This window comes from Azospirillum sp. BE72 (assembly GCF_031455875.1).
Classification (GTDB): domain Bacteria; phylum Pseudomonadota; class Alphaproteobacteria; order Azospirillales; family Azospirillaceae; genus Azospirillum.
Genome location: NZ_JAVDTO010000006.1, coordinates 217,864 through 237,737 on the forward strand (window position 1 = coordinate 217,864; position 19,874 = coordinate 237,737).

Below are 19,874 nucleotides of genomic sequence, written 5' to 3' on the forward strand. Positions count from 1 at the left end.
TGGATCAGCCAAGCAGCCGTTCGAACAGGTCGTCGCCGCCCATCTGGCCGCCCTTCAGCATCAACTCCAGCCCGTCCGCCGCGGGATCGTCGGCATGGGTGCGGCTTACGGCGACGCCGGGTGCCAGGGTGCAGCGGTAGGACAGCCCCCAGCAGCCGAGCGCCCGCACCGCGAGACTCGACGTGTCGCCGCCGGCGATGCCGACCCGGCGCAGGGGCACGGCGCGCAGCACCGCCGCGACGAATGCCGCCGTGACCGCCGCGACTCGGGCGGCGCGGGTGGTGTCGGCGGTTCCCGGCTCGGCCGGCGCGGTCCAGACCAGCGTGTGGCGTCCGTCGCGCAAGGATGCGGCGACCTCTCCCAACAGGCGTTCGGCATAGGCGGGATCGTCGCACAGGGCGGCGGCATCGGCCTGGATGCGGCGATATGAGTGTGCCGCTTCGATCTGCCGGCGGGTCACCGGCGACAGGCTGCCGGCCATCAGGAAGACCGGGGCCGACGCCGCGGCGAGAGGCGTCTCTTCGATGACTGCGGGCGGGGATTGGGCGTCCCAATGGGCGGTCAGGGCCTGGGCGACGCTGCTCGGCCCCACCGCCAGCAGCGGCTGGCGCAGGGCATGGTTCCAGATCAGCCGGCCGACGGCGGCAAGATCGGTGCTGCGGGATACGTCCAGAAGCAGGGCCGATGGATGTTCCGCCAGCAGCCGCTCCAACCGGATTTCGAGCGCCGCGTCGTCCAGGCAGTAATCCGGGTAGTGCAGCGCCGCCATCCCGTCCATCCCCTGTGCCGCGAGGTGACGGCGCAGGTCGGCCTCCGCCATCGGGGTGACGGGGTGGACGCTCATGGTCGGATGGCGGTCGATGCGATGGACCGTGCCGCCGGTACCGGCCGCGGCGAACAGTGTGCTGAACAGGCAGTAGCGCCCGATGTTCGGCTGCCCGCCCACGACCGGGCGGAAGCGGTTGGGAAAATGCGGGGCCAGGGTGCGCACCGCCTCCCCGAGGCTGCCGATGGTGGGCGCACTGTCGAAGGTGGAGCAGCATTTGTAATGCATCACCGGCACGCCCAAAGCCGCGAAGAAGCCGCCGACCGGCTCCAGCTCCGCCCGCATCGCGTCGGGTGGCATGCTGCGGGCCGCCCCGGCGATGCCGACGGCGTCGAGCGGGCCTCCGGCGTCTTTCCGGGCGGCTCCCAGCCGGGCGACGTCCGGCACGTCGAGGAACAGCAATGCCCGCCGCCCGGCCTTCGCCAGGGCGGCCAGCGTGTCGGTCGCCCCGGTGAAGTCGTCGCCGTACCAGCCGAGCTTCGGGATCGCCGGCATGCCGTTCAGCCCTTCTTTCCGAAGAAGTCCAGCGCCCGGCGCAGCTCCGGCAGCTCCAAAGCCGCCTCGTCGAGGCTGCGCCCGGCGCGGACGGCGTCCCAGGCTTGCCGGATACTCAGCACGCCGGCCGCCGGCCCGTCGGGATGGGCCATGATGCCGCCGCCGGACATGAACAGCAGGTCGGCCCTGCCCACCGCCTCCCAGGTGACGGGAACCGTGCCGGCCCATTGGCCGGAGGAGAAGGCGGGCATGACGGCGTCGGCGGCATCGGATGCATCCGCCGCCAGCGGCGCCAGACATGCACGGGCGCCGTCGATCACCTCGGCGTCCGGTTGGGCGAATTTGCCGTTCAGCCCGTGGACATGCATGTGGTCCACGCCGGCCAGCCGCCACAGCGCCTGATAAGCGTCGAAGCCGATGCCCAGCAGCGGATGGCGTGACAGGGCGCCGAAGCCGTTGCGGTGGCCGTGCAGCACCAGCCCGCTGTGCCGGCGCAGGGTCTGGACCGCCGAATAGCCGCACCAGTTCAGGCTGACCATGATGCAGGACCCGCCTTCGCGCTCCACCAGATCGGCGTGGCGGCGCATGGCGTCGGTCTCGTCGGTGATGTTGAAGGCGACCATCACATGCTTGCCGGTGCGGTCCTGGTGGCGGCGCACCCGGTCCATCACCGCGGGGATGCGCCGGGCCAGCGGCGCATGGGCCGGGTCGGCGCAGATCTCGTCGTCCTTGATGAAGTCCAGCCCGGCGGCGCACAGCGTACCGACCAGTTCGCCGGTCTCCTCGGCCGACAGCCCGACATTCGGCTTGATGATGGAGCCGACCAGCGGCCCGTCCTGCACCCCGGTCAGCCGGCGCGTGCCGGCGACGCCGTGGCGGGGCAGGTCGAACCGGGCGCGGTAGGCCTGCGGAATGCGCAGGGATTCCAGCCGGAGGCCGGTCACCTCGCCCAGGTCGTACAGGTTGCCGGCGACCGTGGCGGCCAGCGTAGGCAGGTTGGCGCCGATGTTGGCGGTGGGGAAGGAGATGGTGATGCGGGCGCGCTGCCAGGGGCCGGGTGTGCGCTGACGCTCCAGCCATGTATTCGGCAGGGCGGGGGCTTCCGCAGCGTCGAGCTTCTCCACCGATTCGACGATGGCGCGGGCACGGGCGCGCAGGTCGTCGGTCTCGCCATGGACGCGGGTGAAGGTGCCGCAGGACTGCTCGCCCGCCATCACCTCCGCCACCTTGGCCGGGGCAAGGGGGGTTTCGATCAGGTATGTGGCTTCGATGCGGTCGGCGTGCATGGGCTTGGCCTTGTTCGGTCGCATGGAGGGGCGGTGGCTTACGAATGCCCCCACCTAACCTCCCCCGCTGGGCGGGGGAGGGACTGCCGCCGCTTTCCCGCTTCAGCACTCGTCCCCTCCTCCGCCCAGCGGGGGAGGGTTAGGGTGGGGGTTTAACTTCGCGGGGGCAAAACGCCCCCTTAAAGCTTGCTCAAATCCGGGAACGGCCGCACCGGATCGGACCCGTCCCAGCCCGTCGACGCCTCGCGGATCAGGTCGAACATCCTGCCCTTCGGGCCGGCGACCTCCGATAGCTCGATCACCGTGCCGGGGTGGTATTCGGTGTCGAAATAGACGAAACGGCCCTTCTCGCCGACCTCGCCGCTCATCACCGGCTTGAAGCCCTGGCCGAGCAGCCGCTCCAGGTCGGCGTCGTAATCCTCGGTCCAGTAGGCGACATGCTGCAGGCCCGTGTTCCCGGCCTGCAGGAAGTCGCGGTACATCGACGGCGCGTCGTTGCGGGTCTGGATCAGTTCCATCTGCAGCGGACCGGAATTGGCTAGCGCCACCGAGTTGTGAACCTCATAGGATTCGCCGCGGTAGGTGTAGTTCCGGATCGGAACCCGCTCGTTGTAGAACCAGGGGCCGATGCCGAGCGTGCGGCTCCAATAGTCCATGGCAGCCTCGATGTCGCGCACGACGTAGCCAGCCTGACGGATCTGGCCGAAGAATCGGCTCATAGAAGGAACTCCGGATAAGGGGGGATCGAGTAAGGCCGGCGGCTTCAGCGAGCCAGGAAACCGGTCGAAATCCAGGGGATGGCGGCGACGATCACCAAACCGACCAGCAGCGCGCCGACATAGCCCCAGATGTGTTTCAGGCCTTCGTCGGGGTTCACCTTGCTGATGGCGCAGGCACCGTAATAGCCGACGCCGAAGGGCGGGGCGAACAGGCCGATGCCCATGGCGAAGATGACGACCATCGCGTAGTGGACCTCATGCACCCCCGCCGCGCGGGCGATGGGGAACAGCAGCGGGCCGAACAGCACGATGGCGGGGATGCCCTCAAGAACGCTGCCCAGGATGATGAAGGCGACGATGGAGATGGCGAGGAAGCCGTAGGCGCCGCCGGGGATGCCGGCCATGAAACGGGCGAGGTCGGACGAGAAGCCGGACTGGGTCAGGCCCCAGGCCATCGAGGTGGCGCAGCCGACGATGAAGATGATGGCCCCGGTCAGCGACGCCGTTTCGATCAACATCGGCTTCAGCCGGCCCCAGTCGAACTGGCGGTAGATCAGCAGTCCGACGACGGTGGAATAGGCGATGCCGATGGTCGACACCTCGGTCGCCGTCGCGATGCCCTCGACCACCGCGGCGCGGATGACGAAGGGCAGCAGGATGGCGGGCAGCGCCACCATGGCGAGCCGGGCGATCTCGCGGCCGGGAGTGCGCTCGACATGGCTCAGATCCTCATGCCGGTAGCGCCGCCAGACGACGAAGCACAGGCAGGCGCCCAGCACAACGCCCGGCAGCATGCCGCCGGTGAAGAGTGCGGCGATCGACACGCCGGTGACCGAGCCGATGGTGATCAGCACGATGCTGGGCGGAATGGTCTCGGTCTGCGCGCCGGTGGCGGACAGCAGCGCCACCAGATCGCCCGGAGGGGCGCCGCGCTTCTTCATTTCCGGGAACAGGACGGGCGCGATGGCCGCCATGTCGGCGATCTTCGAGCCGGAGATGCCCGACACCAGATACATCGCGCCGATCAGCACATAGGACAGGCCGCCGCGGACATGGCCCAGAAGGCTGGCCAGGAACTGGATCATGGCGCGGGCCATGCCGGTCATCTCGATCAGCAGGCCGAGGAAGACGAAGAGCGGCACCGCCAGCAGGATCAGGTGGCTCATCCCCTCGTCCAGCCGTCCGACCATCACCAGCAGCGGCGTGGAGGTGGTCAGCGCCAGATAGGCGAAGGTGGCGAGCGCGAAGGAGAAGGCGATGGGCACACCGGCGAAGACGTTGGCGGCGACCAGCCCGACGAAGAAGATGATGAGGTTCAACTGTCCCAGCGGCTTCAGCACCGGACCGGCGACCCAGAAGCCGGCGACGATGGCGCCCGTCACCAGCGCCGCCGCCAGGACGGTCAGCGGCCGGGCGACCCGCAGCAGGCGGAACAGCGCCGCCACCAGCATCAGCCCCAGCCCGACCGGCAGGGCCGAGGCACGCCAGGCGTTGGACACCTCCATCGCCGGGGTGGTGATGAACTGTTCCTCGATCGCGTAATCGACCGCGTGGTAGAGCACCAGCGCCAGGAAGGCGATTGGGGCGGTGATGGCGATGCATTCCAGCAGGCTGCGCGTCTGCGGGCCGACGCGGCTGACCAGACCGGTCATCCGCATATGCTCGCCCCGGCGCAACGCCACCACGGCGCCCAGCATCGACAGCCAGAGGAACAGGATCGAGGCCAGTTCATCCGACCAGACCAGCGGGGTGTGGAACAGGTAGCGGGCGACGACGCCGGCCAGCAGGACGACGATCTCGACCAGCACCAGAAGCCCCGCCGCCATCTCCACCCCGACCGACAGGCCATGGTCGATCTTGCGGAGCAGCGAAGAGGCACCGCCGGTGCCTAAACTGCCGGGTGTTTCCGCAAAGCCGTGGATCGGTTCGGACAGGTGGGACATGGTGGGGGGTTCCTTCATGATGGGAGGACCGGAGAGGGCAGGGGTGGCGGATCAGGCAAGCTTGCCGACCGCTTCCTCCAGCAGGCCCCAGGCCTCATCCCCGAAACGGCCCTTCCATTCGCCGTAGAAGCCGGACTCGCGCAGCTTGGCGCGGAAGCTGTCGGGCGACGGCTGGTTGAAGGCCAGCCCCTTCGATTCCAGATCGGTCTTCACCGACTGGTTCAGCGCCTTGATGTCGCCGCGCTGGGCCATGCCGGCGTCGTTGATGGCGTTGGCGACGACGGTCTGCATGTCCGGCGGCAGGCCCTTCCAGGCGCGGCCGTTGGCGATGAACCAGAAGCCGTCCCAGATGTGGTTCGACAGGGAGCAGTATTTCTGCACCTCGTACAGCTTGGCGACCTGGATGATCGGCAGCGGGTTCTCCTGCGCGTCGACGATCCGGGTCTGCAGCGAGGAATAGACCTCGCTGAACTGCAGGCTGGTGGGGGCGGCGCCCAGGCCCTTGAACATGGCGATGCTGAGCGGGCTGACCGGAACGCGGATCTTCAGGCCGCCCATGTCGGCGGCCGAGCCGATGGCCTTGTCGCCGCTGGTCATCTGGCGGAAGCCGTTGTCCCACATCTTTTCGAAGGCGTGGAGGCCGACCTTGGAGATGGCGTTGCGGACATGGGCGCCCAGCTTGCCGTCCATCGCCTTCCACACCTGATCGTAGTCGGAGAAGGCGAAGCCGACCGCGTTGATGGCGGCGACCGGAACCAGCGTGGCGATCACCAGGGCCGACGGCGTGAAGAAGGTCAGGCCGCCGCTGCGCACCTGGCTCAGCATGTCGGTATCGCCACCGAGCTGGTTGTTGGGGAAAATCCTGACCTCGACCCGGCCGTTCGACTCCTTGGCGATGCGCTCCGCCGCCTCATGGGCGCGGACGTTCAGCGGATGGGTCAGCGGCAGGTTGTTGCCGTATTTCAGTTCGAACTCGGCGGCGCGCGCGATGTGCGGCATGCCGATGACGGCACCGGCGGCACCAATGGCAGGGAGGGCCGCGGGGGCGGTGGCGAAGGCCTTCAGCATGGTGCGGCGGGTCAGACTGGTCATGTTCGATCCTCCCATAAGGTTCCGGCCGACATTGCTGCTTCCGGCCTTGCGTTTCTGATGTGATCTGATGTCAATTGATGATTGTTGGGTGGACGGTAGGTCCAGGGCCGACAAGTGTCAAACGCGAATGATGATGGTTTTTGATGGTTTCGCCGATGGATGATGCGGACACCAAGGGATTCCAGCGCGGACTGCCGCGGGTGGTTGACATCGCGCAGGCCGCAGGCGTGTCGACCGCAACGGTCGACCGCGTTCTGAACCACCGGCCGGGCGTACGCGCCGCCACGGTGCAGCGGGTGCTGAAGGCCGCGGCGGAGCTGGACTATCTGCCGGAATCCGAACTGCATGCGGCAGCGGTGCAGAAGCCGATGCGGCTGTCCTTCCTGCTGCCGGCCGGAAACAACCGCTTCCTGACCGGGCTGGGCGAGATGATCCGGCGGGCCGACGCCATGCTGGCCCCGCATGGGGTGAAGGCGCAGGTCGAGTTCATCAAGAGCTTCAATCCGGAACTGCTGGCCCGCAGCCTGTTCCAGCATGGCCGCAAGGCCGACGGCGTCGCCTTCATGGCGCTGGAGCATCCGGCGGTGCGCGAGGCGGTGGACGCGCTGGCGGAGCGCAACGTGCCGGCGGTGACGCTGATCTCCGACATCTTGAACTGCCGCCGGGCCGGCTATGTCGGGCTGGACAACCGGGCGGCGGGGCGGACGGCCGGCTACCTGATCGCTCGATTCCTGGGCAAGCGGCCGGCGAAGGTAGCGATGATCGCCGGCAGCCTCAGCTACCGCGCTCATGAGGACCGCGAGATGGGGTTCCTGCATGTCCTGAAGGAGATCGCCCCCGACATCGAGGTGGTCGGCCTGCGCGAGGGCCATGACGACGAGGGCAAGAGCTACCGCCAGACCCGCATGCTGCTGGGGCTGCACCCCGACCTTGCCGGCGTCTACAACATCGGCGGCGGGGCGGAGGGCGTCGCCCGCGCGCTGAAAGAGACCCGGCGGGAGCGGGAGATGGTCTGCATCGGCCACGGCCTGACCAACGAGACGCGCGGCCTGCTGATCGACGGCACGCTGGACGCAGTCATCACCCAGGACCCGCGCAACACGCTGTCGGCCTGCGTGGCGATCTTTACCAACCTGCGGGCGGGGCGGCCGGCGATGCAGGGGGTGGAGACGCCGCGGGGCGAGGTGATCTTCCGCGAGAACCTGCCGCAGGGCATGCTGCCGGACGAGTGACGGCCGAATGGAATGGCCGTGTCGCGCGCCTACCGCATACGGGGGGTTACCGGCAACGCGGGTGCGGCATGATGCCACAGACGCTATGCTGGCGCCCGCTCCAATGGCGCCCGCACCCGGCGCATCCGCAAGCCGAGGGGAGATATGCAGCCAATTATTCAGATTCGTGGGTTGGAAAAGACCTACGCATCCGGCTTCCAGGCCCTGAAGGGCGTCGATCTCGACATTCGCCGCGGCGAGATCTTCGCGCTGCTGGGGCCGAACGGCGCCGGCAAGACGACGCTGATCAGCATCGTCTGCGGCATCGTCCGGGGCACCGCCGGCAGCGTGACGGTGGACGGCCACGACATCATGCGCGACTGGCGCGCCGCGCGGTCCCTGATCGGCCTCGTCCCGCAGGAACTGACGACCGAGTCGTTCGAAAGCGTCTGGGCGACGGTCAGCTTCAGCCGCGGCCTGTTCGGCAAGCCGCCCGACCCGGCGGTGATCGAGAGGATCCTGAAGGATTTGTCCCTGTGGGACAAGAAGGACACCAAGGTCATGGCGCTGTCCGGCGGCATGAAGCGGCGCGTGCTGATCGCCAAGGCGCTGTCGCACGAGCCGCGCGTCCTGTTCCTGGACGAGCCGACCGCCGGCGTCGATGTGGAGCTTCGCCGCGGCATGTGGGAGATGATCGGGCGCCTACGCGACAGCGGCGTCACCATCATCCTGACCACCCATTACATCGAAGAGGCCGAGGAGATGGCCGACAGCATCGGCGTGATCTCCGGCGGGCGGATCATCCTGGTGGAGGAAAAGGCCGCGCTGATGGAAAAGCTGGGCAAGCGTCTGCTGACCTTGCAACTGCTGTCCCCGCTTGAGTCCATTCCGCCCGAATTCGCCGGCTATCCGCTTACCCTGTCGGCCGATGGGCGGGAACTGGTCTACAGCTTCGACACGCAAGGCGAACGCACCGGCATCGCCGGACTGCTGCGCAAGCTGGGCGACCACGGCATCAACTATACGAACCTGCGCACCGAGGAGAGCTCCCTGGAGGAGATCTTCGTCAGCCTCGTGAAGGAGCGGGCATGAACCTGCATGCGATCAAGGCCATCTACGTCTTCGAGCTGGCCCGCACCTGGCGCACGCTGTTCCAGAGCATCGCCGGGCCGGTGATCTCCACCTCGCTGTACTTCATCGTCTTCGGGGCGGCGATCGGCGGACGCTTCGCGTCGGTGGAGGGCGTCAGCTACGGCGCCTTCCTCGTCCCCGGACTCGTCATGATGTCGGTGTTGACGGAAAGCGTGTCGAACGCGTCCTTCGGCATCTACATGCCGCGCTATTCCGGCACGATCTACGAACTGTTGTCGGCCCCCGTCTCCGCCTTCGAGACGGTGATCGGCTATGTCGGGGCGGCGGCGACCAAGTCCGTCATCCTCGGCACGCTGATTCTGCTGACCGCAAGGCTGTTCGTGGATTTCTCCATCGCCCACCCGTTCTGGATGGTGGCCTTCCTGGTGATGACGTCGGTGACCTTCAGCCTGCTGGGCTTCATCCTGGGCATCTGGGCCGATGGCTGGGAAAAGCTGCAGATCGTGCCGATGCTGATCGTCACGCCGCTGGCCTTCCTGGGCGGCAGCTTCTATTCGATCAGCATGCTGCCGCCCTTCTGGCAGAATGTCACCCTGTTCAACCCGGTCGTCTATCTGGTCAGCGGCTTCCGCTGGAGCTTCTACGGCGCCGCCGACGTGCCCGTTGCGCTGAGCCTCGTCATGGTCGCGCTGATGATGGCGATCTGCCTCGCCATTGTCTGGTGGATCTTCCGCACGGGCTACAAGCTGAAGAACTGAGGGCTCGATTCAGGGGTGAGGCGATTGCCGCTTTGGCCGCAAGCGCCTCATCCGCGACCCAAGGCGGTCCGCGCGAGCCCGGCATAGTGCCGGACGTCGAAGGCGATGAACTCGACCTCCGCGTCGGTGACGTCGCGCAGATGCTTGGCCGGGCTGCCGGCCCAGAGCTGGCGGGCGGGGATGCGCTTGCGCGGGGTCAGGACGGCGCCGGCGGCCAGCATGGCGCCGCTTTCGACGACGGCCCCGTCCAGCACGATGGAGCCGATGCCGATCAGGCAGCCGTCCGCCAGCGTGCAGCCATGCATCCGCACGCCATGGCCGATCACCACGTCGGCGCCGATGACGGTGGGATATTCGTTCAGCATGACGTGGATGATGGTGCCGTCCTGGATGTTGGTGCGCGGCCCGACCGTGATGCTGTGGTCGTCGCCGCGCAGGACGCAGCCGTACCAGACGCTGGCCTCGGCGCCGATGGTGACGTCGCCCACCACCACCGCGCCGGGGGCGATGTAGGCGTCGGCGGCGATGCGCGGCCACACCCCCTTGAAAGGCTGGATGATGGCGCCGGGATGGCGGGCCAGCAGGGCCTCGCCCGTCTCAAAAGCCGTTTCGGCTGCGCTCTCGGAGGTCATTGCTTCTTTCCATTTTTCATGCCGGTCAGGAGGCTAGCCGTTCCTCTCCCGCCTCCACCTTCGGTCCTTCGGCCGGATCGGCCACCACCCCGGCGGCAAGCAGCCGGTCGATCTCCGCCGGAGTATAGCCCAGTTCGGCCAGCAGCGCCGCGCTCTGCGCGCCCACCGGCGGCAGCGCCATGCGCGGGCCCAGCCGCTGCCCGTCCAGCGTCAGCGGCAGCAGCGGCACGCGCGTCTCTCCGCCGGTTTCGGTGGTGATGGAGGCGAGGCCGCCGCTCTGGTTCAGGTGGGGATCGTCGAACAGCTCCTCCGGCCGGTTGATCGGGGCGTAGGGCAGGCCGTTGCGCTCGAACAGCTCGGAGATCTCGGCCTTGCTGTAGGCGGCGAGGCGGCGGCGGATCTCCGGCAGCATCCAGTCACGGGCGAGGCAGCGCTTGGTGTTGCCGTCCAGCCTGGGATCGGCCAACAGATCGTCGAAGCCGAAGGCGGTGCAGAAGGTCCGCCATTGCACGTCGCTGACCGCGCCCAGGAAGATCTGCTCGCCGTCCTTCACCTCGAAGGTGTCGTAGATGCTGAAGGCGGCGATCCGCTCGGGAAAGGGGGGCGGGGCTTCGCCGGTCACGGCGAACTGCTGCATGTGCTGGGCCGACAGAAGGACGCAGGTCTCATACAGGCCGGATTGGATGTCCTGGCCGCGGCCGGTGGCCTCGCGGGTGCGCAGCGCCGCCATGATGCCGATCACACCGAACATGCCGCCCATGATGTCGTTGACCGAGCTGCCGGCGCGGAGCGGCCGGCCGGTGGGGCCGGTCATGTAGGCGAGCCCGGCCATCATCTGCACCACCTCGTCCAGCGCGGTGCGCTTCTCGTAGGGGCCGGGCAGGAAGCCCTTCAGCGACAGGTTGATGATGCGCGGATTGCGCGCGGCCAGGCTGGCGTAATCAAGGCCGTAGCGCGCCATCAGGCCCGGCCGGAAATTCTCCAGCACCACGTCGGCGGTGTCGACCAGCTTGTGGACGGCGGCCAGTCCGTCGGGGCTGTTCAGGTCGACGGCCAGCGACTTCTTGTTGCGGTTGAAGGTGCGGAAGAAGCCGGCGGCGGCCCCCGGCAGGGCGCGGGTCTTGTCGCCGGTCACCGGTTCCACCTTGATCACGTCGGCGCCGAGATCGCCGAGGATCATGCCGCAGGTCGGCCCCATCACCATGTGGGAGAATTCGACGACGCGGATGCCGGATAGCGGGAGGGTGGTATTGCTGTCAGGCATGGACGGGACTCCGGTGGAAATGGCTTCGGTCGAAATGCTTGGGCAGGCCGACGGCGGCGATCTTGCCGTGCAGCGGCTGGCCGGGAAGAAGGGTGGCGAGCAGGCGTTGCGCCTCGATCAGCGCGTCCAGGTCGATGCCGGTGTCGAAGCCCATCGACTCCAGCATGAAGACCAGATCCTCCGTCGCAACGTTGCCGCTGGCGCCGGGGGCATGCGGGCAGCCGCCGAGCCCGCCGAGCGAGGCGTCGAACTCGCGGATGCCGATGTCCAGCACGGCGAGGCAGTTGGCGAGGCCGAGGCCGCGGGTGTTGTGGAAATGGGCGCCCTGCAGCCGGTCGCCGGCAATGTCCTTGACCCGCTTGTAAAGGCGGCGGACCTGCGCCGGATTTGCGTAACCGACAGTATCGGCCAGCGCGACGCGGTCGGCCCCGGCCTCCAGGCAGGATTCGCACAACCGGACCACCTCGTTTTCCGGCACCTCGCCCTGGATGGTGCAGCCGAAGGCGGTCGAGATGCCGGCGTCGATGCGGGTCTTGTATCCGCCTTCATCGCGGGCGCGGCAGACGCGAGCCAACTCCTCCACCGACTCCTCTCGGGTTTTTCGGATGTTGGCGCGGCTGTGCGCCTCGCTGGCAGACAGCGGCAGGACGATGACGTCGGAACCGGCGGCGAGCGCCGCCGTGGCGCCCTTCAGGTTGGGGGCCAGCGTGTGGACGACGATGCCGGGCAACGCACGGGCGCCGGCCACCACATCGGCCGCGTCGGCCATCTGGGGCAGCAGCCTGGGCGGAACGAAGGAGGCGGCTTCGAAGCGGCGGACGCCGGCACGGTGTTCGGCCTCCAGCCAGCGCAGCTTGTCGGCGGTGGGCACCACGCGGTCGAGAATCTGGAGCCCGTCGCGCAGGCCGACCTCGACGATGGTCACGGAATCTTTCGTCATGGCAAGGGTCCTCCGTCCGGATGCGCCGGGAGGTTGCGCATCCGGTGGAAACGGGAAGGGAAAGGCCGGAACGGTTTTAAAGTGCGGTCAGATGCCGAAGCCCGCGATCAGATTCCGAAGCCTGCGGCTTGCGGCAGCCAGAGCGACAGCGACGGGATCAGCCAGGTCACGAACAGGCCCGCCATCATCAGCAGCACATAGGGCAGGGCGCCGCGCGTGACCTCGGCCAGGGACGATGTCGTGATGCCCTTGATGACGAACAGGTTCATGCCGACCGGCGGAGTGATCAGAGCAAGTTCCAGGTTGATCATCAGCATCACGCCGTACCAGATCGGGTCGATGCCCAGCGCGGTCATCACCGGCAGGATGATGGGGGTGGTGATCAGGATGATGGCGATGGTTTCCAGGAACATGCCCAGGATGAAGATCGCGAACATCACCGCCAGGATGAAGCCGCCCTGCGACAGACCCAGCGCCGTCACCGTCTCCATGATCTGGGCCGGCAGGCGGATGATGGTGATGGCATGGCCGAACATGCCGGCGGCGGCGATGATCATGAACAGCATGGCGCTGGTCCGCATCGTCTGCACGCCGCAATCCAGAAGGTCGGCGAAGGACACGTTGCGGTAGACCAGCAGCGCCACCGCCAGCGCATAGACCGCGCCGACCGCCGCGGCCTCGCCCGGCGTGAAGACGCCGAGATAGATGCCGCCCAGGATCAGCGGCGGCATCAGAACCGCCCAGATCGACTTGCGGAAGGCGGAGGCGACGGCGCCGAAGCCGGCCCAGGGCTGCGACTGCACGCTGTCCTGCCGCTTGGCTTGCAGCCAGCTGTAGCCGGCGAACAGAACCGCCATCATCAGGCCCGGAATGATCCCGGCCAGGAACAGGGCGCCGATGGACGCGTCGGTGACGATGGCGTAGAGGATCATCGGCCCCGACGGCGGGATCAGGATGCCCAGCGTGCCGCCGGCGGCGATCAGCCCATAGGTGTCGCGCTGGCGGTAGCCGTAGCGCTTCATCTGCGGGATGGAGATCGAGCCGATGGTCAGCGCGGTCGCCACCGACGAGCCGGAAATGGTCGAGAAGATGGTGCAGGACAGGATGGTGGCGAAGCTGAGCCCGCCCTTGATGTGCCCGACCAGCGTGTTCGACATTTCATAGAGGTCGTCGACCACCTTGGCCTTGATCATGATATGCGCCATCAGGGCGAACATCGGGATGGTGGCGAGCAGCGGGTTGTTCAGGCTGGAGAACACCGCGTCGGCCATGCTGTCGATACTGCCCTCGAACAGGACCAGCACGCCGAGCGAGGTGAAGGAAAGTGCCGCGAAGATCGGCATGCCGCTGAACAGCAGGAGCAGCAGCAGGCCCAGGATCAGGAACGTCATCAGTGGCCTCCCCTCGTCTCATCCGTCCCGTCGCCGGCCAGAGCGGCGAGCAGCTTGGCGAAGGCGACGATCCCCAGCAGGGCGGCGCCGATGGGAAGCGTGGCCTGCGGGATCCACATCGGCAGTTCCAGTTGGCCCGGCGAGAAGGCGTCGAAGTCATAGGAGAACATGGCGGTGTGCCAGCCGGTGCGGGCCAGCAGCACGGCGACGACCAGCACCGCCAGATTGGACCAGGCATCCAGCCAGCGCCGGCCGCGCGGACCGACGAAGCCCATGATCAGATCGATGCGGATATGATGGCCGGTGCGCAGCGCCTCGGCCGCGCCGGCCATCACCATGGCGACGACCATGAAGCCGCAGGCCTCGTCCACACCCTCCAGGGGCTGACCCACGACATAGCGGGCGAATACACCGGCGGTGGTCAGGGCCAGCACGACGACGATCAGCAGGATGCTGAGCGCGCCGCCGATGCGCGACAGGACCGACGCGGCGCCGGTCAGCAGGCGCAGGGCGCCGCGGGACGCGCTCCTGCCGCTTGCCGGCGTGGCGGTGTCGGGGGTGGACATGCTGCTCATGGCCGGTCCCCTCTTCACTGGAGTTTATTGACGAGTTCCAGAAGCTTGCGGCCGTCGGCGCCGGTTTCGTCGGCGAACCCCTCGGCGAACGCCGGAGCCATGGCGGCCTTGAAGGCGGCATTCTCCTCCGGGGTCGCGATGTGCACCTTGACGCCCTTCGATTCCAGGTCCGCCGGGGCGCTGGCCGCGGCCTCCTGCGAGGCTTCGATCGCCCAGCCGGCGGCAAGGTCGCCGGCCTTCTTCAGGGCGGCCTTGTCCTTGTCGGTCAGCTTGTTGTACCAGCCGGGATTGACGTAGCCGTGCAGATAGGCGGCCAGCACCGGCACCACGGTCATGTGGTCCTGCACCTCGTAGTACTTGCGCGACCAGGCGGCGGCGACGTCGGTGATGGCGGAGTCGATGACGCCAGTCGCCAGCGCCTGATAGACCTCGCTGCCGGGGATCGCCACCGGGGTGGCGCCCATCGCCTTGAGCCCGCGGTCGAAGGCCGGGCCGAGGCCGCGCATCTTCAGTCCCTGGAAATCCTCCGGCTTGAGCAGCGGCTTGCCCTTGGAGGTGAAGACGCTGGTGTTGGTCTGGAACATCCAGGCGATGTTCTTCACGCCCTTCTTCAGCAGGCGTTCCTCAAGGAAGGCGGCGGCTTCGGAATCCGGCCATTTCTTCCACGCCTCGATCGAGGACATGGTGTAGGGGCCGACCGTGACGTTCATCAGCGGCAGGGTCTTGCCCCACTGGAAATTCAGCGAGAAGGCGCATTCGATGTCGCCCTTGGCGACGGCCAGGATGTTCTCGTTGGCCTTGATCAGGCTGTCGGAGCCGAACACCTGGACGTCCAGATTGCCGTCCGACAGGGTCTTCACCTCCGCCGCCCAGCGCTCGACCACCTTGGAGATATGGTGGGCCGGCGGCAGCTGATGGCTGCAGCGCATCCGCGTCGCCGCCTCCGCATCCGTCGGCAACACCGTCAGTGCCGTGGCCGAAGCGGCGGCGAGCAGCGCCAGCATCGGCTTCGCATGGAAAAGATAGTGGCTGGACGTCTTGGTGGGCGTCATGTCCTGCACCTCCCTCTGGTGGTTCGTTGCGGCATTCCGGCGGCGGAGAAGCCGGGGCCGGAAACCGGGCCCATTCAACTGCGGGCCTTCAGATTGTTTGCCTGCGAAACAGACCACCACGGAGAGGCAGGGTCGTAAAATACAAAGAAAAGAACCGAGCTATCTGGTTTCGAGATGGGTATCGCGCAGCCGGCCGGGCCAGCGGCCGCTCGCCTGCGCCTCGTGCACCACGTCGACCATCAGCCGCCGCGCCTCCATCACCGCGCGGGACGCGGTCTTGATGCGCGAGGACACCAGGTACAAGGTGCGTCCCATCGTCGGGTTCACCACCGGCCGCGCCACCAGTTCGCCGCGGGCGATCTCGTCACCGGCCAGCGCCGCCGACTGGATGGTCACGCCCAGCCCGGCGCTGACCGCCCGCTTCAGCGGGATGGCCGATTCGATCTCCATATAGACCTTCGCGGCGATGGCGTTGCGCACCTCGGCGTCGCTGGCCAGTGCCTGCAGCACGGCGGTGCGGCCGGGCATGATCAGCGGCAGGCGCAGCGCGTCGGCCAGATCGATGGGCCCCCCATCGCCAAGCATCGCGCGGGTGCCGAGGCAGACCAGCTCCTCGTCCAGCAGCGGCACGCCTTCCAGCCGGTCGTCATTGGGAGGCACCAGGGTCAGGGCGATGTCGGCCTGACCGGACAGCATCCACTGGTGCATGATCTCGCTGTGCGCTTCGATGACGCGGAGCTTCACCTCGGTCAGGGTGGAGGCCACCCGGCGGATGAAGGGCAGGCCGATGGCCTCCATCGCGGTGTAGTTGAAGCCGACCATCACAGGCCCCACCACCGCCCGCGCCAGCGACAGCACGTCCAGTTCCGCCTGCTCCAGCGCATGCAGAACGCCCCTGGCATGGGCGTGGAGGCGCTCCCCCGCTTCCGTCCGGCTGACGCCGCGCGGCTGACGCACCAGAAGCTGGACGCCCAGATCCTCCTCCAGCGTCGCCACATGCTGGCTGATCGCCGACTGGGCGACGTTCAGAAACTCGCTGGCCTTGGAAAAGCTGCCCAGCTCGCAGACGGCGACGAAATAGCGGAGGCGGCGAAAGTCCAGTTTGGTCGACATTCGGGCTTGTCCCAGGGTTGCCCGGCAGAGATGCGCCGGATTGGCAGGTCAGGTCCGACACGGGGGATGCAATCCTATATAGAGCGGATACTCGGCCTGCCAGCAATCGTGGGCCGTTCATGACTGAAGCGCCGCATTTCGGTTGACGCGGCTTGCAGCCGCCCACCACTGTGACTGGTCCGCACAGACGGAGAGCGCTTCGATGGTGATGCTGACCGAACAGTTTCTGATCGACTACCTGCTGATCACAGCCGGACTGCTCACTGTCGCCAGCTGTGTGCTGGGAGGCTTGTTTCTCGGTACGGTCTACCGGCAGCCGAACATGTGGATGCGCCTGCTGCTCTGGGGATTGCCGGCCACCTTGCTCACCACCGCTCCCTGGTCGCTCCTTCTGCCGATGCAGACGGCGCTGTTGATCGGTGGGGCCACCGCGGCCGCGATGATCAGCGGGCTGCTTCTGATGCCCTGCCGCACCGGCCGACCGGCGCGGGGATGGCCCGGACTGATCGCCGACGGTCTCTCCGGCATCGGCCGGACGATGCTGATGCTGGCGCCGGCGGTCGTGATCGGGGGTGCCCCGGACTGGGTGCTGTGGCTTTCGCTGACCGCCCTCGTTCCATCCCTCTATTGCGCAATCGTCCATATCCGCAACGTCGGCGGCTTGCTGGCCGAGGAGAGCACGGTGTGGGGCGGCACCCAGGGCGCCGTGCTGGCTGGTGTCCCGGCCCTCCTGATGGTGCTGTGACGCTGTGGCAATCCTCTGGTTGGACCATTCCTCCTACGCCGTTGATGAAATGGGCAAGGAACGGCACCGGTGACTCTGTTCTCCCTTCCCGATCAGGCGACGGCCCGATTCCCCGACCGGGGGGCGGTGTTCCGCGGCACCGAAGAGTCGTCATCGCGGCCGAGAATGTGCCGGACCATTCCGCGGCGTCCACCGTCTTCTTTTCACCCAAGCTGACCGGCAGGTTGGAACAGGCGCTGACCGGGTCACCGGCGGCGTCATGCCGCCGCATCTTCATCAGCGGGGCGTAGGGCAGGGCAGGGCCTTTTTCAGCGTCCGGCCGCCTGCCGCCGCAGGGTCTTCAACTCGTCGAAGCGGGCCGATACGTCGCGCATGACCGACGCCATTCCCATCATCGCCCCGTCCGCGTCCTTCAGGGGTACGATGGTGAACTCGACGGAGATGCGGCTGCCGTCCTTGCGTAACGCCGGCACCGACAGCAGATCGCCGCTGCCATAGCGGCTCACGCCCGTCCGCATCACCTCGTCATAGCCCTCCCAATGGCGTTGGCGCTGGCGTTCGGGGATGATGATGTCCAGCGACTGGCCGAGCGCCTCCTCGGCAGTGAAGCCGAACACACGCTCCGCCCCCTCGTTCCAGAACCGGATCAGGCCCTCCCGATCGGAATAGACGATGGCCTCCGCCGGGCTGTTCAACAGCGCCAGTCCGAGCCGCTGCAGGTGTTCCTCGGTCATCATTCCTCCCAATGTCTTGTTGTGAACTGTCGGATATCAGATATCCAACACCAATCTTGCGCTTCGGGCACGCGACACGCACAGCATCATCGTCTTGCCGGCAGCGCGTTCGGCGTCGGACAGCACGCTGTCGCGGTGGTCGGGTTCACCCTCCAGCACTGCCGTCTCGCAGGTGCCGCAGATGCCCTGTTCGCAGGACGAGTCGACCGCTACGCCCGCGGCATCGAGCGCTTCCAGAATGCTGGTCCCCGCCGCCACGGTGACGGTCACGCCGGAGCGGGCGCAGACCACCTCGAAGCTGTCATCCGACGCATCGCCACGGACAGGCTCCGTGCGCGGCGCGAACCACTCGAAGCGCACGTCGTGCGTCGGCCGGGCGGCGGCGGCGACAGCCTCCATCAGCCGCTGCGGACCGCAGCAATAGACCAGGACATCGTCGGGCGTCTCCGCGAGCAGCGCATCCACCGTCAGTTTCCTGCCTTCGTCGGCAGCATGGACCACGACCCGGTTCCCAGCCCCATGGGTAGCAGCCAATGCATGGAGTTCCGGGAGGAACGGCGCCGTGGCTGCGCTGCGCACGCAATAGTGAAGAACCCAGTCGGCTTGCCGGCGCGCCGCCGCGCGGATCATCGGCAACATCGGGGTGATGCCGATGCCCCCGGCGATGAACAGATAGCGCGGCGCTTCGTCGAAGCGGAAATTGTTGCGGGGCAGGGCGATGGTGAGGTCGGTTCCCGGCTCCAGTTCCCCGTGGATGAAGCGCGATCCCCGTCCGCCCGGCACGTTCAGGACGGCGATGCCGTAGGCGTGCCTGTCCGCCGGATCGCCGCACAATGAATAGGACCGCACCGCCCCGTCCGGCAGATGGACGTCGATGTGGGCGCCCGGTTCCGCCGGCGGCAGCAATTCGCCATCGGGATCGCGCAGTTCGACCAGCAGGACTTGCGGTGCAACCCTTTCCAGGCGGTGCACGCGCAACGTCCGTTTTGTCGGGGGCGAGCACCCCGGCGTTTCCAGTTGAACACTGCTCATCGTCTTACCTGCCTCAGAGGTTTATCGGCCAGGATCGTTATGAAGCTTGGCATGCCAGATCCCAGACGACGAGCCTAAAACCTCAAGTTAACTTCAGGTCAAGTGGAAATCCTGGAGAACCGTTCATGGATCATCCACCCATTGCCGAGCGTTGTTGGCAAAACGGTGCGCACCGGCACCCCAGCGGGAGGAGCGGTCATGTCACGGAAAATGATGATGGTCCTGGTTGCGGCAGTCGGCTTGGCGGGAACGCCGATGGTTGCCGCGTTGGCCGCATCGGGCGATGTTCATGCGGTGGTGGGGGAGAAGGTGAACCTGCGCGCCGGCCCTTCCGACGACGCAGCGGTTCGCTCCACCATCGCGCGCGGGGACGAGGTCGTCGAGTTGAGGCGGGAAGGCAGTTGGCTGGGCGTCCGGGTGTTGCGCACCGGGGAGGAGGGCTGGCTGTTCGCCGATCTCGTCAAGCGGAACTCAGCCAGCACGCTGGGCGGCGGCGATACGGCTCCGGCGCAGGCCGGCTTCGGACGGCTTTCGCCGGGCTTCGACGGACTGGTCGCAAACATCAGCGACAAGCTTGGCTACCGTTTCGCCGAAAAGGTGGAGCAGTCCGGCAACGGCACCCTGCGCGTCGTGCCGACCCAGGAATGGATGTACAACACCGGCCGTGACGGCAAGATGTTCGCGGCGCTGGCCCTGTACCAGATGTGGAAGAACTACAACAATGGCCGCCCGGTGACGATGACGCTGGGTTCCCAGGGCCCAACCGCCATCACCATCGCGGACGCCGCGAACGGCCCCGAGCTGACCGGCCCGATGTTGAACCCGGCACGGTGACGAGAGGGGGCAGCGCTCGACTGGGCTCGACCGCTGCCCCCGCCATGTTGCGCCCGGTTAGAAGTGTCAGTGGTTGGCGCAAAGTAGGAATGTCATTGGGTCAGGCTTAGGCTTGGCGGTGTGGTTGGCCTTCTTCGGCA

Annotated in this window: 19 protein-coding genes; 5 read left to right on the forward strand and 14 right to left on the reverse strand. The window is 67.3% G+C overall.

Annotated features, from left to right (window positions below):
* Positions 1 to 4 precede the first annotated feature (4 nt).
* From J2Y49_RS18365 to J2Y49_RS18385, 5 genes are all read right to left on the reverse strand, one after another.
* Entirely contained in the window at positions 5 to 1,321 is a 1,317-nt protein-coding gene (locus tag J2Y49_RS18365) for a four-carbon acid sugar kinase family protein (RefSeq protein ID WP_310116318.1), read from the reverse strand.
* 5 nt (positions 1,322 to 1,326) lie between these two features.
* Positions 1,327 to 2,607, reverse strand: a complete 1,281-nt coding sequence (locus J2Y49_RS18370) for a ribulose-bisphosphate carboxylase large subunit family protein (RefSeq protein ID WP_310116319.1) — start codon at positions 2,605 to 2,607, stop codon at positions 1,327 to 1,329.
* A gap of 179 nt (positions 2,608 to 2,786) precedes the next feature.
* Positions 2,787 to 3,326, reverse strand: a complete 540-nt coding sequence (locus J2Y49_RS18375) for a VOC family protein (protein ID WP_310116320.1) — start codon at positions 3,324 to 3,326, stop codon at positions 2,787 to 2,789.
* A gap of 44 nt (positions 3,327 to 3,370) precedes the next feature.
* A complete protein-coding gene (locus J2Y49_RS18380; RefSeq protein ID WP_310116321.1) occupies positions 3,371 to 5,269 on the reverse strand; it encodes a TRAP transporter large permease subunit in 1,899 nt (632 codons plus the stop codon).
* A 51-nt stretch (positions 5,270 to 5,320) separates the two neighbouring features.
* The gene (locus J2Y49_RS18385; RefSeq protein ID WP_310116322.1) at positions 5,321 to 6,361 is read right to left on the reverse strand and encodes a TRAP transporter substrate-binding protein; all 1,041 of its coding nucleotides are present in this window, start codon (positions 6,359 to 6,361) and stop codon (positions 5,321 to 5,323) included.
* Positions 6,362 to 6,516: 155 nt separating this feature from the next.
* On the opposite strand from J2Y49_RS18385, the gene J2Y49_RS18390 reads away from it, so the two are divergent.
* The 3 genes from J2Y49_RS18390 (at position 6,517) to J2Y49_RS18400 (ending at position 9,422) form a co-directional block, all read left to right on the forward strand.
* Positions 6,517 to 7,593 carry a LacI family DNA-binding transcriptional regulator gene (locus J2Y49_RS18390; protein ID WP_310116323.1) on the forward strand — a complete coding sequence of 359 codons (1,077 nt, stop codon included), beginning with the start codon at positions 6,517 to 6,519 and terminating at the stop codon, positions 7,591 to 7,593.
* A 171-nt stretch (positions 7,594 to 7,764) separates the two neighbouring features.
* On the forward strand, positions 7,765 to 8,664 hold the full coding sequence (locus J2Y49_RS18395; protein ID WP_310116324.1) for an ABC transporter ATP-binding protein: 900 nt from the start codon (positions 7,765 to 7,767) through the stop codon (positions 8,662 to 8,664).
* Positions 8,661 to 9,422: an ABC transporter permease gene (locus tag J2Y49_RS18400; RefSeq protein WP_310116325.1), complete on the forward strand. Its 762-nt coding sequence runs from the start codon at positions 8,661 to 8,663 to the stop codon at positions 9,420 to 9,422. Before J2Y49_RS18395 ends, J2Y49_RS18400 begins: the two co-directional genes overlap by 4 nt.
* A gap of 47 nt (positions 9,423 to 9,469) precedes the next feature.
* Here the strand turns inward: J2Y49_RS18400 and J2Y49_RS18405 are convergent, their stop codons facing one another.
* From J2Y49_RS18405 to J2Y49_RS18435, 7 genes are all read right to left on the reverse strand, one after another.
* Complete coding sequence (locus J2Y49_RS18405) at positions 9,470 to 10,054, reverse strand: gamma carbonic anhydrase family protein (protein WP_310116326.1); 585 nt, start codon at positions 10,052 to 10,054, stop codon at positions 9,470 to 9,472.
* Positions 10,055 to 10,079: 25 nt separating this feature from the next.
* The gene (locus tag J2Y49_RS18410) at positions 10,080 to 11,318 is read right to left on the reverse strand and encodes a CaiB/BaiF CoA-transferase family protein (protein ID WP_310116327.1); all 1,239 of its coding nucleotides are present in this window, start codon (positions 11,316 to 11,318) and stop codon (positions 10,080 to 10,082) included.
* Positions 11,311 to 12,258 (reverse strand): hydroxymethylglutaryl-CoA lyase, encoded by a 948-nt coding sequence (locus J2Y49_RS18415; RefSeq protein ID WP_310116328.1) that lies wholly within the window; start codon positions 12,256 to 12,258, stop codon positions 11,311 to 11,313. The genes J2Y49_RS18410 and J2Y49_RS18415 overlap by 8 nt, the downstream gene beginning before the upstream one ends.
* 107 nt (positions 12,259 to 12,365) lie before the next feature.
* Positions 12,366 to 13,649 carry a TRAP transporter large permease subunit gene (locus J2Y49_RS18420; RefSeq protein ID WP_310116329.1) on the reverse strand — a complete coding sequence of 428 codons (1,284 nt, stop codon included), beginning with the start codon at positions 13,647 to 13,649 and terminating at the stop codon, positions 12,366 to 12,368.
* Complete coding sequence (locus J2Y49_RS18425; RefSeq protein ID WP_310116330.1) at positions 13,649 to 14,224, reverse strand: TRAP transporter small permease; 576 nt, start codon at positions 14,222 to 14,224, stop codon at positions 13,649 to 13,651. The genes J2Y49_RS18420 and J2Y49_RS18425 overlap by 1 nt, the downstream gene beginning before the upstream one ends.
* Positions 14,225 to 14,238: 14 nt before the next feature.
* Positions 14,239 to 15,276 carry a TRAP transporter substrate-binding protein DctP gene (dctP, locus tag J2Y49_RS18430; protein ID WP_310116331.1) on the reverse strand — a complete coding sequence of 346 codons (1,038 nt, stop codon included), beginning with the start codon at positions 15,274 to 15,276 and terminating at the stop codon, positions 14,239 to 14,241.
* A gap of 159 nt (positions 15,277 to 15,435) precedes the next feature.
* Positions 15,436 to 16,389 carry a LysR substrate-binding domain-containing protein gene (locus tag J2Y49_RS18435; RefSeq protein WP_310116332.1) on the reverse strand — a complete coding sequence of 318 codons (954 nt, stop codon included), beginning with the start codon at positions 16,387 to 16,389 and terminating at the stop codon, positions 15,436 to 15,438.
* A 202-nt stretch (positions 16,390 to 16,591) separates the two neighbouring features.
* On the opposite strand from J2Y49_RS18435, the gene J2Y49_RS18440 reads away from it, so the two are divergent.
* A complete protein-coding gene (locus J2Y49_RS18440; RefSeq protein WP_310116333.1) occupies positions 16,592 to 17,134 on the forward strand; it encodes a hypothetical protein in 543 nt (180 codons plus the stop codon).
* A gap of 308 nt (positions 17,135 to 17,442) precedes the next feature.
* Here the strand turns inward: J2Y49_RS18440 and J2Y49_RS18445 are convergent, their stop codons facing one another.
* Together J2Y49_RS18445 and J2Y49_RS18450 are read right to left on the reverse strand one after the other, a co-directional pair.
* Positions 17,443 to 17,868, reverse strand: coding sequence for a PAS domain S-box protein (locus J2Y49_RS18445; RefSeq protein ID WP_310116334.1), 426 nt, complete (start codon positions 17,866 to 17,868; stop codon positions 17,443 to 17,445).
* A gap of 36 nt (positions 17,869 to 17,904) precedes the next feature.
* The gene (locus J2Y49_RS18450) at positions 17,905 to 18,840 is read right to left on the reverse strand and encodes a PDR/VanB family oxidoreductase (RefSeq protein ID WP_310116335.1); all 936 of its coding nucleotides are present in this window, start codon (positions 18,838 to 18,840) and stop codon (positions 17,905 to 17,907) included.
* Between the two features lie 258 nt (positions 18,841 to 19,098).
* Here J2Y49_RS18450 and J2Y49_RS18455 point away from each other — a divergent pair, with 258 nt between their 5' ends.
* Positions 19,099 to 19,734 carry an SH3 domain-containing protein gene (locus J2Y49_RS18455; protein WP_310116336.1) on the forward strand — a complete coding sequence of 212 codons (636 nt, stop codon included), beginning with the start codon at positions 19,099 to 19,101 and terminating at the stop codon, positions 19,732 to 19,734.
* The last annotated feature ends 140 nt before the right edge of the window (positions 19,735 to 19,874 follow it).